Annotated in this window: 14 protein-coding genes; 7 read left to right on the top strand and 7 right to left on the bottom strand. The window is 69.8% G+C overall.

What is annotated here, in order from left to right; all coding sequences use genetic code 11:
• Positions 1 to 36: 36 nt before the first annotated feature.
• Together AC30CM_RS18210 and AC30CM_RS18205 are read right to left on the bottom strand one after the other, a co-directional pair.
• Entirely contained in the window at positions 37 to 528 is a 492-nt protein-coding gene (locus AC30CM_RS18210) for a hypothetical protein (RefSeq protein WP_490118330.1), read from the bottom strand.
• 215 nt (positions 529 to 743) lie between these two features.
• Positions 744 to 893 carry a hypothetical protein gene (locus AC30CM_RS18205; RefSeq protein WP_490118305.1) on the bottom strand — a complete coding sequence of 50 codons (150 nt, stop codon included), beginning with the start codon at positions 891 to 893 and terminating at the stop codon, positions 744 to 746.
• Positions 894 to 1,237: 344 nt separating this feature from the next.
• Between AC30CM_RS18205 and dnaK the strand changes: the two genes are divergently transcribed.
• Genes dnaK through AC30CM_RS18185 form a run of 4 tightly spaced genes read left to right on the top strand, consistent with a single transcriptional unit; the run spans position 1,238 to position 5,379 of the window.
• Positions 1,238 to 3,100, top strand: a complete 1,863-nt coding sequence (gene dnaK / locus AC30CM_RS18200) for a molecular chaperone DnaK (protein WP_490118304.1) — start codon at positions 1,238 to 1,240, stop codon at positions 3,098 to 3,100.
• A complete protein-coding gene (gene grpE, locus AC30CM_RS18195; RefSeq protein WP_490118303.1) occupies positions 3,097 to 3,732 on the top strand; it encodes a nucleotide exchange factor GrpE in 636 nt (211 codons plus the stop codon). The genes dnaK and grpE overlap by 4 nt, the downstream gene beginning before the upstream one ends.
• A 38-nt stretch (positions 3,733 to 3,770) precedes the next feature.
• Entirely contained in the window at positions 3,771 to 4,955 is a 1,185-nt protein-coding gene (dnaJ, locus tag AC30CM_RS18190) for a molecular chaperone DnaJ (RefSeq protein WP_490118302.1), read from the top strand.
• Between the two features lie 28 nt (positions 4,956 to 4,983).
• Positions 4,984 to 5,379 carry a heat shock protein transcriptional repressor HspR gene (locus tag AC30CM_RS18185; RefSeq protein ID WP_490118301.1) on the top strand — a complete coding sequence of 132 codons (396 nt, stop codon included), beginning with the start codon at positions 4,984 to 4,986 and terminating at the stop codon, positions 5,377 to 5,379.
• On the opposite strand, the gene AC30CM_RS18180 is transcribed toward AC30CM_RS18185, so the two are convergent.
• From AC30CM_RS18180 to AC30CM_RS18165, 4 genes are all read right to left on the bottom strand, one after another.
• A complete protein-coding gene (locus AC30CM_RS18180; RefSeq protein WP_490118300.1) occupies positions 5,376 to 6,278 on the bottom strand; it encodes an aldose 1-epimerase in 903 nt (300 codons plus the stop codon). The genes AC30CM_RS18185 and AC30CM_RS18180 overlap by 4 nt on opposite strands.
• Before the next feature lie 18 nt (positions 6,279 to 6,296).
• A complete protein-coding gene (locus tag AC30CM_RS18175) occupies positions 6,297 to 7,463 on the bottom strand; it encodes an FAD-binding oxidoreductase (RefSeq protein ID WP_490118299.1) in 1,167 nt (388 codons plus the stop codon).
• Positions 7,464 to 7,543: 80 nt separating this feature from the next.
• Entirely contained in the window at positions 7,544 to 8,191 is a 648-nt protein-coding gene (locus AC30CM_RS18170; protein ID WP_490118298.1) for a GAP family protein, read from the bottom strand.
• 75 nt (positions 8,192 to 8,266) lie between these two features.
• A complete protein-coding gene (locus AC30CM_RS18165) occupies positions 8,267 to 8,701 on the bottom strand; it encodes an Rv0361 family membrane protein (RefSeq protein ID WP_490118297.1) in 435 nt (144 codons plus the stop codon).
• A 191-nt stretch (positions 8,702 to 8,892) separates the two neighbouring features.
• On the opposite strand from AC30CM_RS18165, the gene clpB reads away from it, so the two are divergent.
• Entirely contained in the window at positions 8,893 to 11,439 is a 2,547-nt protein-coding gene (gene clpB / locus AC30CM_RS18160) for an ATP-dependent chaperone ClpB (RefSeq protein ID WP_490118296.1), read from the top strand.
• A gap of 65 nt (positions 11,440 to 11,504) precedes the next feature.
• On the opposite strand, the gene AC30CM_RS18155 is transcribed toward clpB, so the two are convergent.
• On the bottom strand, positions 11,505 to 12,188 hold the full coding sequence (locus tag AC30CM_RS18155) for an SDR family NAD(P)-dependent oxidoreductase (RefSeq protein ID WP_490118295.1): 684 nt from the start codon (positions 12,186 to 12,188) through the stop codon (positions 11,505 to 11,507).
• A 109-nt stretch (positions 12,189 to 12,297) separates the two neighbouring features.
• On the opposite strand from AC30CM_RS18155, the gene ttfA reads away from it, so the two are divergent.
• Positions 12,298 to 13,101: a trehalose monomycolate transport factor TtfA gene (gene ttfA / locus AC30CM_RS18150; protein WP_490118294.1), complete on the top strand. Its 804-nt coding sequence runs from the start codon at positions 12,298 to 12,300 to the stop codon at positions 13,099 to 13,101.
• 29 nt (positions 13,102 to 13,130) lie between these two features.
• Positions 13,131 to 13,907, top strand: coding sequence for an SDR family NAD(P)-dependent oxidoreductase (locus tag AC30CM_RS18145; RefSeq protein WP_490118293.1), 777 nt, complete (start codon positions 13,131 to 13,133; stop codon positions 13,905 to 13,907).

Genomic DNA, 13,907 nt, shown 5'->3' with positions numbered 1-13,907 from the left:
GTCACGGACCGGCCTGTTGGTCCGCCAGAGAAGGCGTCAGAAGGCCTCGACGTTCTCGAGCGCGACGAACATGCCGTGGCCGGTCGTGTCGTTGGTGAACCGCGTTCCGCTCTCGGTGGCGTCGATGGTCCAGCCGACCGCGCTGTAGGGCCGGTAGTCGATGGTGACGGTGGGGATGGCGCCGAGGTTGCCGACCACCCACTGCTCCTGGCCGTTGGCGGTGACCCGCACACCGGTGGCGGGTGCGCCGCTCACCGTCGGCGGGTTGGTGAACGGCGCCTCGCAGCCGACCTCGGCGGAGCTGATCTGGCAGCGCGTCTGGCCGGACTTGGTGGCGATGAACACGTAGCCGTTCTGGGCGGGCAGCGCCTGCGGTACCGGTCGGGGCGGTTGGGCCGCCTTCAGGGTGGGGCTGAGCGGGGGCGGGGTGCGGGAGGGCTTCTCCGTGGGGACCGACGGCTCGGTGGGGCTTTGCGCGCCCGGGCGGGGGTCGCCCTCGGTGGTCGACGAGCACCCCGCGAGCAGCATCCCCGCGGCCAGCACGCACGCGACGGCGGCCGTCCCGGCCCGTGAACTCAGCTCCACGATCTCTCCTCGGTCTTTGGCTCAACGGTACCCAGCGTGTGACTGGTGTGAACCGTGGGACGGATGTCGTTACGAAGCCGTGCCCTGCGGATTCGATCGCGGGCAGAGCCGGGAAACCCCTCGTCGCACGGCTCTGCCCGCCATCTCGCGGGAAGGGTCTAGGGGTGCGCGACGCTCGTCTGCCGGCTCGCGACCTGGGGTCCGTGGGCCAGGCCGGAGGCATGCGTGACCGACGCGCCGAGCACGGCGCCGCCGAAGATGCCGAGGGCGGCGAGGGGGAGGACGACGATGCGGGCGATCGTGCTCATCTGAGTTCTCCTGTGCGACAGTGGTTTCGACGTTCGTTCCGGGATTCGTCCGGCGATGTCTCAACTCTCGCGCACGCCGGGCGTCGCGGCCGTCGGCCGTCCGGGGGAGGGGCGGGGGATTTCACGTGTCCACCGATCGGGGGAATGCGGGCAGCCGTCGGGAATGAAAGCGGCGGGGCGACGGTTGACGTGAACGACAACTTGAGCGAGTCAGGCTCAACTCTCGGTTGACAAGGCGCGACCTTGCGGCCAGGATTGAGCGTGGTCCACTCAGACACACCACCTGACTCCGTCAGAACGCAGCACGAACTGACCCCGTCAGACTCAATCAGGAGGCAACAACCATGGCTCGTGCGGTCGGAATCGACCTCGGGACCACCAATTCCGTCGTCTCGGTCCTCGAAGGCGGCGACCCCGTGGTCGTCGCGAACTCCGAGGGTTCGCGCACCACGCCCTCGATCGTCGCGTTCGCACGCAACGGCGAGGTGCTCGTCGGGCAGCCCGCCAAGAACCAGGCGGTGACCAACGTCGACCGGACCATCCGTTCGGTCAAGCGGCACATGGGCACCGACTGGGCCATCGAGATCGATGGCAAGAACTACACCGCGCAGGAGATCAGCGCGCGCATCCTCATGAAGCTGAAGCGCGACGCGGAGGCCTACCTCGGTGAGGACATCACCGACGCCGTGATCACCGTGCCCGCCTACTTCAACGACGCCCAGCGCCAGGCCACCAAGGAAGCCGGCCAGATCGCCGGCCTCGAGGTGCAGCGCATCGTCAACGAGCCCACCGCGGCGGCCCTGGCCTACGGCCTGGACAAGGGCGAGAAGGACCAGACCATCCTGGTCTTCGACCTCGGCGGCGGCACGTTCGACGTATCGCTGCTCGACATCGGCGGCGGCGTCGTCGAGGTGCGCGCCACCTCCGGTGACAACCACCTCGGTGGCGACGACTGGGACCAGCGCGTCGTCGACTGGCTCGTCGAGAAGTTCCGCGCGTCGTCGGGCATCGACCTGACCAAGGACAAGATGGCCATGCAGCGCCTCCGCGAGGCCGCCGAGAAGGCCAAGATCGAACTCAGCTCCAGCCAGAGCACCTCGATCAACCTGCCCTACATCACGGTCGACGCGGACAAGAACCCGCTGTTCCTCGACGAGCAGCTCACGCGCGCCGAGTTCCAGAAGATCACTCAGGATCTGCTGGACCGCACCCGCAAGCCGTTCCAGTCCGTCATCGCCGACGCCGGCATCTCGGTCGGCCAGATCGACCACGTGGTGCTCGTGGGTGGTTCCACCCGCATGCCCGCCGTCACCGACCTGGTCAAGGAACTGACGGGTGGCAAGGAGCCCAACAAGGGCGTCAACCCCGACGAGGTCGTCGCGGTGGGTGCTGCCCTGCAGGCGGGCGTGCTGGCCGGTGAGGTCAAGGACGTGCTGCTGCTCGACGTGACCCCGCTGAGCCTCGGCATCGAGACCAAGGGTGGCGTCATGACCAAGCTCATCGAGCGCAACACCACCATCCCGACCAAGAAGTCGGAGACCTTCACCACGGCCGACGACAACCAGCCGTCGGTGCAGATCCAGGTGTTCCAGGGTGAGCGCGAGATCGCGTCGGCGAACAAGCTGCTCGGCAGCTTCGAGCTGACCGGCATCCCGCCGGCCCCGCGCGGCGTCCCCCAGATCGAGGTCACGTTCGACATCGACGTCAACGGCATCGTGCACGTCACGGCCAAGGACAAGGGCACCGGCAAGGAGAACACGATCAAGATCCAGGAGGGCTCCGGCCTCTCCCAGGAGGACATCGATCGGATGATCAAGGACGCCGAGGCGCACGCCGAGGACGACCGCAAGCGTCGCGAGGAAGCCGACGTCCGCAACCAGGCCGAGTCGCTGGTCTACCAGACGGAGAAGTTCGTCTCCGAACAACGCGAAGCCGAAGGCGGGTCGAAGGTCGACGAGGGCACGCTGGGCAAGGTCGACGCGGCCGTCGCCGAGGCCAAGACGGCGCTCGCCGGCACCGACATCGGGGCCATCAAGTCCGCGATGGAGAAGCTGGGCGTCGAGTCCCAGGCGCTGGGCCAGGCGATCTACGAGGCCACGCAGGCCGAGCAGGCCGCGGGTTCCGGTGCCGGTTCCTCCGCTGCTGCCGACGACAACGTCGTCGACGCCGAGGTCGTCGACGAGGATGACAACCAGGAGAAGAAGTGACCCGCAGTGATGACGGGCGCGAACCGCAGGACGAGCCGGTGACCATCACCGACAAGCGGCGGATCGATCCCGACACCGGTGAGGTTCGTGACGCGGCCTCGGCGCCGGCCCCCAGTGGGTCGGCGCCGGGGGACGCGTCCTCCGCCGAGACCGCCGAAGCCGCCGAACTGAAGGCGACGCTGCAGCGGGTCAAGGCGGAGTACGACAACTACCGCAAGCGCACGGAGCGGGAGAAGCAGGTCGCCGCAGAGCGCGGCAAGGCAACGGCCGCCATGCAGTTGCTGCCCGTGCTCGACGACCTCGACCGCGCGCGCAGCCACGGCGACCTCGAGTCGGGCCCGCTGAAGTCGGTGGCCGACAAGCTGGTCGCCGCCCTGCAGAACATGGGTCTGGTGGCCTTCGGCGTCGAGGGTGATCCCTTCGACCCCTCGCTGCACGAAGCCGTGCAGCACGAGGGCGACGGCTCCAACCCGGTGCTGGGCACGGTGATGCGGCAGGGCTACAAGCTCGGCGACTCCGTCTTGCGGCACGCGATGGTCGGCGTCGTGGACGCTGCGGAGGGCAACGATCCGGCCGACACGGCCGCGAATCCCGACGCAGCCGGCCAGGACGCCGCAGAATCAAGGGAATAGAGAACGACACATGTACGAAGGTGAGGAGGTGACGCGGCATGGCCCAACGCGAGTGGGTGGAGAAGGACTTCTACAAGGTGCTCGGCGTCTCCTCTGACGCCGATACCGCCGAGATCAAGCGGGCAGCGCGAAAGCTGCTCGCCGAGAACCATCCCGACCGCAACCCGGGCAACCCTGCGGCCGAAGAGCGGTACAAGGCGGTCTCGGAAGCCAAGGAAGTCCTGACCGACGAGAAGAAGAAGAAGGAATACGACGAGACGCGTCGCCTCTTCGCGGGCGGCGGCTTCGGTCGCCGTTTCAGCACGGGCGACGGCGGTTTCGGCGGCTTCAACGGGTACGGGGCTGACGGCGAGGTGAACCTCGGCGACCTGTTCGGCGCGGCCGGCCAAACCGGTGGCGCCAACATCGGCGACCTCTTCGGCGGACTGTTCGGCCGCGGCGCACAGCAGCCGCGGCCGAGCCGTCCGCGGCGCGGCAACGATCTGGAGACCGAGACGGAACTGTCGTTCCTCGAGGCCACCAGGGGCGTGGCGATGCCGCTACGGCTCACCAGCCCCGCGCCGTGCACCAATTGCCATGGCAGCGGCGCGAAGCCGGGCACCAGCCCGCACGTGTGCGCCAACTGCAACGGTGCCGGCGTCATCAGCCGCAACCAGGGTGCGTTCGGCTTCTCGGAGCCGTGCACGGAGTGCCGCGGCACCGGGTCGATCATCGACGAGCCGTGCGAGGTGTGTCACGGCGAGGGCAAGATCACCCGCACCCGCACCATCAACGTCCGGATCCCACCGGGCGTCGAGGACGGGCAACGCATCCGGCTCGCCGGCCAGGGCGAGGCAGGCCTGCGCGGTGCCCCGTCGGGCGACCTGTACGTCACCGTGCACGTCCGCCCCGACAAGGTGTTCGGCCGCGACGGCGACGACCTGACGGTCAGCGTCCCGGTGAGCTTCCACGAACTTGCGCTGGGCACAACGCTTTCCGTGCCCACGCTGGAGGGCAAGGTCGGCGTCCGCGTGCCGAAGGGCACGTCCGACGGCCGGATCCTCCGGGTGCGTGGCCGCGGTGTGCCCAAGCGCGGCGGCGGGCACGGCGACCTGCTGGTGACGGTCAAGGTGGCGGTGCCGCCCAACCTCGAGGGGGAAGCGCTCGAGGCGCTGGAGGCCTACGCCAAGGCCGAGCGGGCCAGCGGATTCGACCCGCGGGCGAGCTGGCAGGGGAGCGTGTGAGATGTGCCGCTCGGGTGAGGAGCTCTAGATGCCGAAGAAGGACGAGGCACGCACGTTCCTGATCTCGGTGGCCGCCGAACTGGCCGGCATGCACGCTCAGACGCTGCGCACCTATGACCGCCTCGGTCTGGTGAGCCCGCAACGCAGCTCCGGAGGAGGTCGGCGTTACTCGCAACACGACGTCGACCTGCTCCGCGAGGTGCAGCGACTCTCGCAGGACGAGGGCGTCAACCTGGCGGGGATCAAGCGGATCATCGAGTTGACCAACCAGGTCGAGGCGCTGCAGAACCGGGTGGCCGAGATGGCCGCCGAGATCGACCGGTTGCGCGCCAACCAGCGTCGCGACGTGTCCGCCACCAGTACCGCGCTGGTGCTGTGGCAACCCCGCAAGGGGCGCGCCGAGACGCCGCGCGGCGGTCGCTAGCCGATCCGGATCGAGAACCGGCTGACGTCGGGCCGGCCTGGCGTCGCGAACCGGTGGTTGCCGGTGCGCAGGGCGTCGGTCGGTGCCGCCATGGGCTCGACGGCGATCACGTCGTCGGTGGGCGGTGCGAACACCTGCGTTGCGGGGTAACCCGTCTCGAACGTCAGCGCGATGCGATGCTCGCCGCCCGCGAGGACGAACGTCGCCCCCTCGGGGAGCTGGTCGAAACCGTCGTCGTACGTGGTGGCGCCCAGCGTCGTCGTTCCCGCGGGCCACGATTCGTGGTCCCCCGTCGGCAGGCCGCGGGAGTCCACGGGCAGCCGCCGCATGGCCGGCGTGGTCAGCGACCACTGCGCCCGCGGCACGCCGGGGAGCACGAAGTACGGGTGATACCCGAAGCAGACCGGCACCGCCGCGGCACTGCTCGCCAGCACCGTCGTCGTCACCGACAGCGTCCGGTCGGCCAGGGTCACGTGCTGGATCAGGCTGTGCGGGAACGGAAACGATGCCAGCAGCTGCGGCGTGCCGGTGAAGTCCAGCACCGCGGTGAGCGCATCGCCGGACCGTTCGGTGACCACCCACCCGGGGTAGGCGGCCAACACGCCGTGGATCGGGATCCCCGGTCCGTCGAGGCGGACGCCGTTGGCCCCGGGGGTCAGCGTCACGACGGTGCCGTCGACCTCGTAGCTGGTGTCGCCGAGCCGGTTGGCCCACGGATACAGCAGCGGGATGCCCATGGTCTTGCCCGCGTTGACGTAGGCGTCCAGCCCGCGGCGCTGGCCGAGGAACTCGACGTCGCCGTCGGCGAGCGAGGTGCAGATCATGCCTGCGGTGGGCACGAAGGTCGCGGTGAGCGACGACGACCGGTCGGCGAGGATGACGGACGGTTCAGCGGGCACCGCGAAATTCTGCCACGCTCAGGTGAAGACCGGGTCGTGCTGGATGCGACCCGCGTCGGCACCCCGAGCCACCAACGCGGCCTTGGTCGCCGCGATCATCTTCGGGCCGCCGCTGATCAGGATCTGCCGGTCGCCCCAACTGCCGTAACGGGTCACCACGTCGGCGAGCACCCCGGTCTGGCGCACGTGCAGTCCGCGCGGCGGCGTCTCCACGGGATGGTCGGCGGCCCACGGTGGGTCGGTCGCGAACTCCGACACCGGCGTCACCGACAACCACGGGTTGGTCGACGCGATCTGCCACAGCACCATCAGGTCGTACAGGTCGCAGGGATACCGGCCGCCGAAGAACAGGTGCACGCGCGGGTTCTCGGCGAACCGCGACAGATCCATGACGATGCTCCGCAGCGGCGCGAGCCCGCTGCTGCCCGCCACCATCAGGACGTCGCCGCCGTCGCGGTCGACGTGCAGCCCGCCGTGGGGATTCGACAACCGCCAGCGATCGCCGACGCGGGTCTCGCCCACGATGGCCGTGCTCACCATGCCGCCGGCCACCGAGCGCACGTGGAACTCGATGTTGCCGCCGGGGTCGGCGGGGATCGACGGTGACAGGTAGCGCCAGCGTCGCGGCCACTGCGGCACCTCGACGGTGAGGTACTGCCCGGGGTGGTAGGCCACGGGGTGGTCGCATCGCAGGCGCACGATGGCGACGTCACGCGTCGCGCGGATGACGTCGATGACCGTCGCGTCGCGGTAGGGCGGCCCCTGGTCGGCGTCGGCGGCACCGCGCATCACGCCCGCCGCCAGGTCCACCACGTCGTGTGCGGTCGCGGCCAGTGCGCCGTGCCAGGCGTCGGCGAAGTGCGCGTGCAGCGAGGCCAGCAGCGCGGTCCGCAGGCTGTCGTAATGACGTTGTGTGACACCGTATTTGCGGTGGTCACGACCGAGCTGGGCGAGTACGGCGACGGGCTGCTCGGCGCGGTGTGCGAGGATCTCGCCCAGCAGCCAGTGCACCACGCGGGCGAACGCCGTGCGCTGATCGCCGAGATCGGGCGGGAACAGGTCGCGTGCCGACAGGTCGGCCGCGAACCACCGGGTGTGGAAGTCGCGGATCAGGCCGTCGGCGCTGGTGGCCGGATCCAGCGCGGCGCGCAGGGTCAGCAGCGCGTCGCGATCGTCGAGGCCCACGTCGGTCGAGTGTAGGTCCCGTGGCGATTCGTGGAGTTTCCGTCGCGCTGAGCGCGACGGAAACTCCACGAATCGCACGCTCAGAGCGCGTGGATGCCCTTGTAGAGCACCAGCAGGCCCAGCACGACGAGGATCGCCGCCACCAGCGTCGCGTGCTGGCGTTCCATCCAGTCCCTGAGTCGCGCCAGCGGGGCGTCGAGCCGGTCGCCGGAGGCGGCGTACCCGAGGATGGGCAGCGCCACGGTGGACCCGGCCAGCAGCGTGAACCACACCACCGACAGCCACGCACCGGCGCGGCCCAGCCCGGCGGTGCCGATGGCCAATCCCGCGGCGATGCACATGAACAGCACCTTGGGGTTGACGAGCACCAACGCCACGGCTGCGCCTACCGCCCGCCGCGGCGTGAGCGTGGACAGCTTGCTCATCCACCTCGGCTGGTGCTCGGAGCGGTGACGGGTGAGCCAGCGGTAACCGCCGAACCCGAGCAACGCGACCCCGGCGACGATGCGCACCCACGACGCCCAGCTGGGCGGCTTGTCGAGGCCGCCGAGCAGGCTGGAGACCTCGACGAGGAGCGCGGTCAGGACCGCCAGTCCGCCCAGCCAGCCGGCGAGGAACGCCAATCCCGTCGGCCGCGGTGACGCGGAGTGGAGTACCAGGACCGCCGGGATGATCGACAGCGGCGACAGCGCGATGACCAGTGCCAGCGGGACCAGTTCGGTGATCACGGCGTCAAGGAAACCACGGCGTCAAGAAAACCACGGCGTCAACGGAACCACGGCGTCACGCCGTCAGTGCCGCGATCAGTATTCGCACCACTTCCACGAGCCGTCTTGCCGGATGAACTCGATGTCCTGGTTGTTCTCGCCACCGTTGGAGATGTCGGCGGTCGCCGAGTTGCCCGAGAAGGCCACCGATTCGACCCTCAGGTCGAGCCGGCCACCGATGCCGCGGGCCTCCTCGAGTTCGCTGCGGCTGAACGCGTCGTCGTCGCGCACCTGCGTGCACAGCAGCGGGCGGAACGCGGAGTAGTCGCCGTCGTTCCACGCCGTTTCGAAGGCGGCGACCACCGTGCGGATCTGGTCTTCGTCCGAGCCCGGATCGGTGGAGGCGACGGCGGTGCCTGCGACGGTGACGGTGGAGCGCGTGATCGCGACGGCGGCGATCACCGCGACCACCGCGACGAGGGCGAGGATGGCCACGACGAGCCCGGCGGGGGAGGTGCGTCGGGATGTCATGGGAACTCCTGACCTGATTCGGGGACGCGTGGGAAGCCTTCCCCAAGCGTTCCACGAGCCCGGTTTGGGGCAGTGCTTCCCAAAACTCCCCCACATTTCGTAGACTTGAGCGGAACAGACTCAACATTGTCTGCGTTGTTCAAGGCGACAAGCATTTTCTCAAGCTTTCCGCACTACGAAAGGGAGGTGTCGTGGACTCGTTCAACCCGACCACGAAGACCCAGGCGGCACTGACCGCGGCCCTGCAGGCGGCGACCGCTGCCGGCAACCCGCAGATCACTCCCGCTCATCTGTTGATGGCGCTGCTGACCCAGAACGACGGCATCGCCGCGCCCCTGCTCGAGGCGGTCGGAGTCGAGCCCGCGACCATCCGTGCCGAAGCCGAGCGGCTGCTCGGCCGGCTCCCCAGCGTCTCGGGCTCGAACTCGCAGCCGCAGCTGTCGCCGGAATCGCTGTCGGCGATCACCACGGCGCAGCAGCTCGCCACCGAGATGGACGACGAGTACGTCTCCACCGAGCACCTGCTCGTCGGCCTGGCCACGGGCGCTGGTGAGGTGGCCAAGGCGCTGACCAACCACGGCGCATCGCCGCAGGCCCTGCGTGACGCGTTCACCAAGGTCCGGGGCAGCGCCCGGGTCACCAGCCCCGATCCGGAGGGCACCTACCAGGCGCTGGAGAAGTACTCCACCGACCTGACCGCGCGCGCCCGCGAAGGCAAGCTGGACCCGGTCATCGGACGCGACAACGAGATTCGTCGCGTGGTGCAGGTGCTGTCGCGCCGCACCAAGAACAACCCGGTGCTCATCGGCGAGCCCGGCGTCGGCAAGACCGCCATCGTCGAAGGCCTCGCCCAGCGCATCGTCGCCGGCGACGTGCCGGAGAGCCTGCGCGACAAGACCGTCGTGTCGCTGGACCTCGGGTCCATGGTGGCCGGCGCCAAGTATCGCGGTGAGTTCGAGGAACGGCTCAAGGCCGTCCTCGACGACATCAAGAACTCGGCGGGCCAGGTCATCACGTTCATCGACGAGCTGCACACCATCGTCGGCGCCGGTGCCACCGGCGAGTCGGCGATGGACGCCGGCAACATGATCAAGCCCATGCTCGCCCGCGGTGAGCTGCGGCTGGTCGGCGCCACCACGCTCGACGAGTACCGCAAGTACATCGAGAAGGACGCGGCGCTGGAGCGGCGCTTCCAACAGGTACTGGTCGGCGAGCCGTCGGTGGAGGACACCGTGGGCATCCTGCGCGGCCTCAAGGACCGCTACGAGGTGCACCACGGCGTGCGCATCACCGACTCCGCGCTGGTCGCGGCGGCCACGCTCTCGGATCGCTACATCACCGCGCGGTTCCTTCCGGACAAGGCCATCGACCTGGTCGACGAGGCGGCGTCGCGGCTGCGCATGGAGATCGACTCCCGGCCCGTCGAGATCGACGAGGTGGAGCGGCTGGTCCGGCGCCTCGAGATCGAGGAGATGGCGCTCGAAAAGGAGGAGGACGAGGCGTCCAAGGACCGCCTCGAGAGGTTGCGCGCCGAACTCGCCGACAAGAAGGAGCAGCTCTCCGAGCTCACCACCCGCTGGCAGAACGAGAAGAGTGCGATCGACGTCGTCCGCGAACTCAAGGAGCGCCTCGACACCCTGCGCGGGGAAGCCGACCGCGCCGAGCGCGACGGCGACCTGGCCAAGGCCGCCGAGCTGCGGTACGGCCGCATCCCGGAGGTCGAGAAGCAGCTCGACGCCGCGCTGCCGGTCGCCGAGGCGCGCGAGAACGTGATGCTCAAGGAGGAGGTCGGACCCGACGACATCGCCGAGGTGGTGGAGGCGTGGACCGGGATCCCGTCCGGTCGCATGCTGGAGGGCGAGACCGCCAAGCTGCTGCGCATGGAGGAGGAGCTGGGCAAGCGGGTCGTCGGGCAACGCAAGCCCATCGCCGCGGTGTCCGACGCCGTGCGCCGATCCCGGGCCGGCGTCGCCGACCCGAACCGGCCGACCGGCTCGTTCATGTTCCTCGGCCCCACCGGTGTCGGCAAGACCGAGCTGGCGAAGGCGCTGGCGGAGTTCCTGTTCGACGACGACCGCGCGATGGTCCGCATCGACATGAGCGAGTACGGCGAGAAGCACTCCGTCGCCCGCCTGGTCGGTGCGCCTCCGGGTTACATCGGCTACGACCAGGGCGGTCAGCTCACCGAGGCGGTGCGCAGACGCCCGTACACGGTGGTGCTGTTCGACGAGATCGAGAAGGCGCATCCGGACGTGTTCGACGTGCTGCTGCAGGTGCTCGACGAGGGCCGGCTGACCGACGGTCAGGGCCGCACGGTCGACTTCCGCAACACCATCTTGATCCTGACCTCCAACCTGGGTGCCGGTGGCAGCGAGGAGCAGGTCATGGCCGCGGTGCGCTCGGCGTTCAAGCCCGAGTTCATCAACCGGCTCGACGACGTGCTGATCTTCGAGGGGCTCAACCCCGAGGAGCTGGTGCACATCGTCGACATCCAGCTCGCGCAGCTGCAGAAGCGGCTGGCACAGCGCAGGCTCACCCTCGAGGTGTCCCTGCCCGCGAAGCGGTGGCTGGGCGAGCGCGGGTTCGACCCGCTCTACGGCGCCCGCCCGCTGCGGCGGCTGGTGCAGCAGGCCATCGGCGACCAGCTGGCCAAGATGCTGTTGGCCGGCGAGGTCCATGACGGTGACGTCGTCCCGGTGAACGTCAGCGCGGACGGGGACTCCCTGGTCCTGGGCTGACACGTGATTTCGGCGCGGTTCCGTTCGCTGGGCGAACGGAACCGCGCCGAAATCGTGTCCGGGGGTCAGAAGGCGGTGCTGGGCACGTCGGTCTCCGTGCCGATCAGTGCCTCGACGATGCGGTCGGCCACCGCGTCCGGGTCCAACCCGGTGGGCAGCTTGGGCGGGTCGCCGGCGATGGCGCGCCCCGCCAGGCCGGTCTCGGTGTGAGGCGGCCGGACGTCGACCACGCGGACCTTGCGGCGCTTGGCCTCGGTGCGGACGGCGGTGAACAGCGCCGCGGCGGCCGCCTTGACCGCCGAGTACACCGCCATGTTGGGCAGTGGCTTCTCGGCCACCACCGCGCTGATGCCGAGGATCGCGCCGCCCGGCTCGAGCACGGGCAGGGCGGCGCGGAGCACCCGCAGGGGTGCCAGGAAGTCGACCAGGAGTAGGTCGTCGATGGTGTCGTCGTCGATGTCGGTCACCGGCCCGAAGGCCACGACGCCCGCGGCGAACACGACGCCGTCGAGTCTGCCGTGGTGCTCCACGGCGGCGGTGACCACTTCGCGGCCGGCGTCGGGGGTGCGCAGGTCGGCGGTGACGGCATGGACGTCACCCCCCGTGTCCCCCGCGGCGTCGAGCGCGTCGGCGGAGCGAGCGGTGACGGTCAGTGCCGCGCCCCGGTCAACGAGCCGTCGAGCGATGCGCGATCCCAGGGCGCCGCTGGCGCCGACGATCAGATAGGCCTTGCCGGACAGTTCTCCCATGTGGGACGGGGTATCCCGCGGTCGCGGCCGACCCACGCGGGAGCCCGTGACGGGGTTGTGACCAGTTCGAGTTCTGGCATCGGCGGCTCGACGCAGTAGTCTGTGGGCAATGGTTCCTCTCTGGTTCACGCTGTCTGCACTCTGCTTCGTGGGTGCGGGAGTGCTGCTCTACGTCGACATCGACCGTCGGCGCGGACTCGGCCGTCGCCGCAAGTCCTGGGCCAAGTCCCACGGCTTCGACTACGAGGTGGAGTCGAGTGACATCGTCAAGCGCTGGAAGCGCGGCGTGATGTCCACGGTCGGCGACGTCAACGCCAAGAACGTGGTGCTCGGTCAGATCCGCGGTGAGGCCGTGTTCATCTTCGACCTCGAGGACGTGGCCACCGTGATCGCCCTGCACCGCAAGGTGGGGACGAACGTGGTGGTGGACGTGCGGCTCAAGGACATCAAGGAGCCGCGCGAGAGCGACGTGTGGCTGCTCGGGGCCATCGGCCCGCGCATGGTCTACTCCACCAACCTCGACGCTGCCCGCCGCGCGTGTGATCGCCGCATGGTGACGTTCTGCCACGCCGCGCCGGATTGCGCCGAGATCATGTGGAACGAGCAGAACTGGACGCTCGTCGCCATGCCCGTCGGCAGTTCCCGCGCGCAGTGGGACGAGGGTCTGCTCACGGTGCGCCAGTTCAACGACCTGCTGCGGGTGCTCCCGCCGGTCCCGCAGCCCGGCCAGCCGGCCGCCGCCCAGGGCCCGCGCCGCGGTGCCGCCCCCAGCCGTCCGTTCGCGCCCGCCCGCCCGGCCGAGCTGCCCGCGGGCCGCGGGGATCAACCTCCCGGTCGCGCCGACGTCAGCCGCTACACGCAGCAGCGTCCGCCCACCCCCAACGGCAGGCAGTCGCCGCACTACCAGCGGTAGGCCACGCCCGGCTCGGTAACGTGTCGGGCATGTCCCGTCCCGTTGCCTTGATCACCGGACCGACGTCCGGCCTCGGTGCCGGCTTCGCCCGCCGCTACGCCCTCGACGGTCACGATCTGGTGCTCGTGGCGCGCAACCGTGAGCGGCTGGAGTCGCTGGCCGCAGAACTCCACGACGAGGCGGGCGCGACGGTCGAGGTACTCCCAGCCGACCTCGCCGTTGCCGCCGATCGCGCCCGCGTCGCCGAGCGGCTGTCCGCCGGGGTGCAGGTGCTGGTCAACAACGCCGGCTTCGGGACGTCAGGGGAGTTCTGGACCGCCGACTTCGCAGACCTGCAGAAGCAGCTCGACGTCAACGTCACCGCCGTCATGCAGCTCACGCATGCCGCCCTGCCCGCGATGCTCGAGCGCGGGGCGGGCACCGCGATCAACGTCGCGAGCGTCGCCGGGTTGCTGCCGGGCCGGGGGTCGACGTATTCGGCGTCGAAGGCGTGGGTCATCGCCTTCTCGGAGGGGCTGGCCAACGGTCTCGGGGGCACCGGCGTCGGCGTGCACGCGCTGTGCCCGGGATTCGTGCACACCGAGTTCCACGAGCGGGCGGGCATCGACATGGCGGGCACGCCCCGCTTCCTCTGGCTGGAGGTCGCCGACGTGGTGCGTGACTGCCTCGCCGACGTCGCGAAGGGACGCGTCGTCATCGTCCCCGGGCTGCAGTACAAGGTGCTCACCACCGGCAGCCGCGTGGTGCCGCGCACGCTGGTGCGGGCGGCGACGAAGGTGGTCGGCCGCGGGCGTGGCCGGACCTAG

Source organism: Mycobacterium sp. DHQP2018-32-09, from assembly GCF_058148405.1.
The sequence above is the reverse complement of the archived record's forward strand: the minus strand, read 5'-3'. Positions and strand labels throughout refer to the sequence as shown.

Excerpts from the sequence above, each read along its gene's own strand:
- AC30CM_RS18205 (WP_490118305.1), bottom strand. The coding sequence starts at position 893 with ATGAGCACGATCGCCCGCATCGTCGTCCTCCCCCTCGCCGCCCTCGGC.
- AC30CM_RS18145 (WP_490118293.1), top strand. The coding sequence starts at position 13,131 with ATGTCCCGTCCCGTTGCCTTGATCACCGGACCGACGTCCGGCCTCGGT.
- ttfA (WP_490118294.1), top strand. The coding sequence starts at position 12,298 with ATGGTTCCTCTCTGGTTCACGCTGTCTGCACTCTGCTTCGTGGGTGCG.
- AC30CM_RS18155 (WP_490118295.1), bottom strand. The coding sequence starts at position 12,188 with ATGGGAGAACTGTCCGGCAAGGCCTATCTGATCGTCGGCGCCAGCGGC.
- dnaJ (WP_490118302.1), top strand. The coding sequence starts at position 3,771 with ATGGCCCAACGCGAGTGGGTGGAGAAGGACTTCTACAAGGTGCTCGGC.
- AC30CM_RS18165 (WP_490118297.1), bottom strand. The coding sequence starts at position 8,701 with ATGACATCCCGACGCACCTCCCCCGCCGGGCTCGTCGTGGCCATCCTC.
- AC30CM_RS18185 (WP_490118301.1), top strand. The coding sequence starts at position 4,984 with ATGCCGAAGAAGGACGAGGCACGCACGTTCCTGATCTCGGTGGCCGCC.
- AC30CM_RS18210 (WP_490118330.1), bottom strand. The coding sequence starts at position 528 with ATGCTGCTCGCGGGGTGCTCGTCGACCACCGAGGGCGACCCCCGCCCG.
- dnaK (WP_490118304.1), top strand. The coding sequence starts at position 1,238 with ATGGCTCGTGCGGTCGGAATCGACCTCGGGACCACCAATTCCGTCGTC.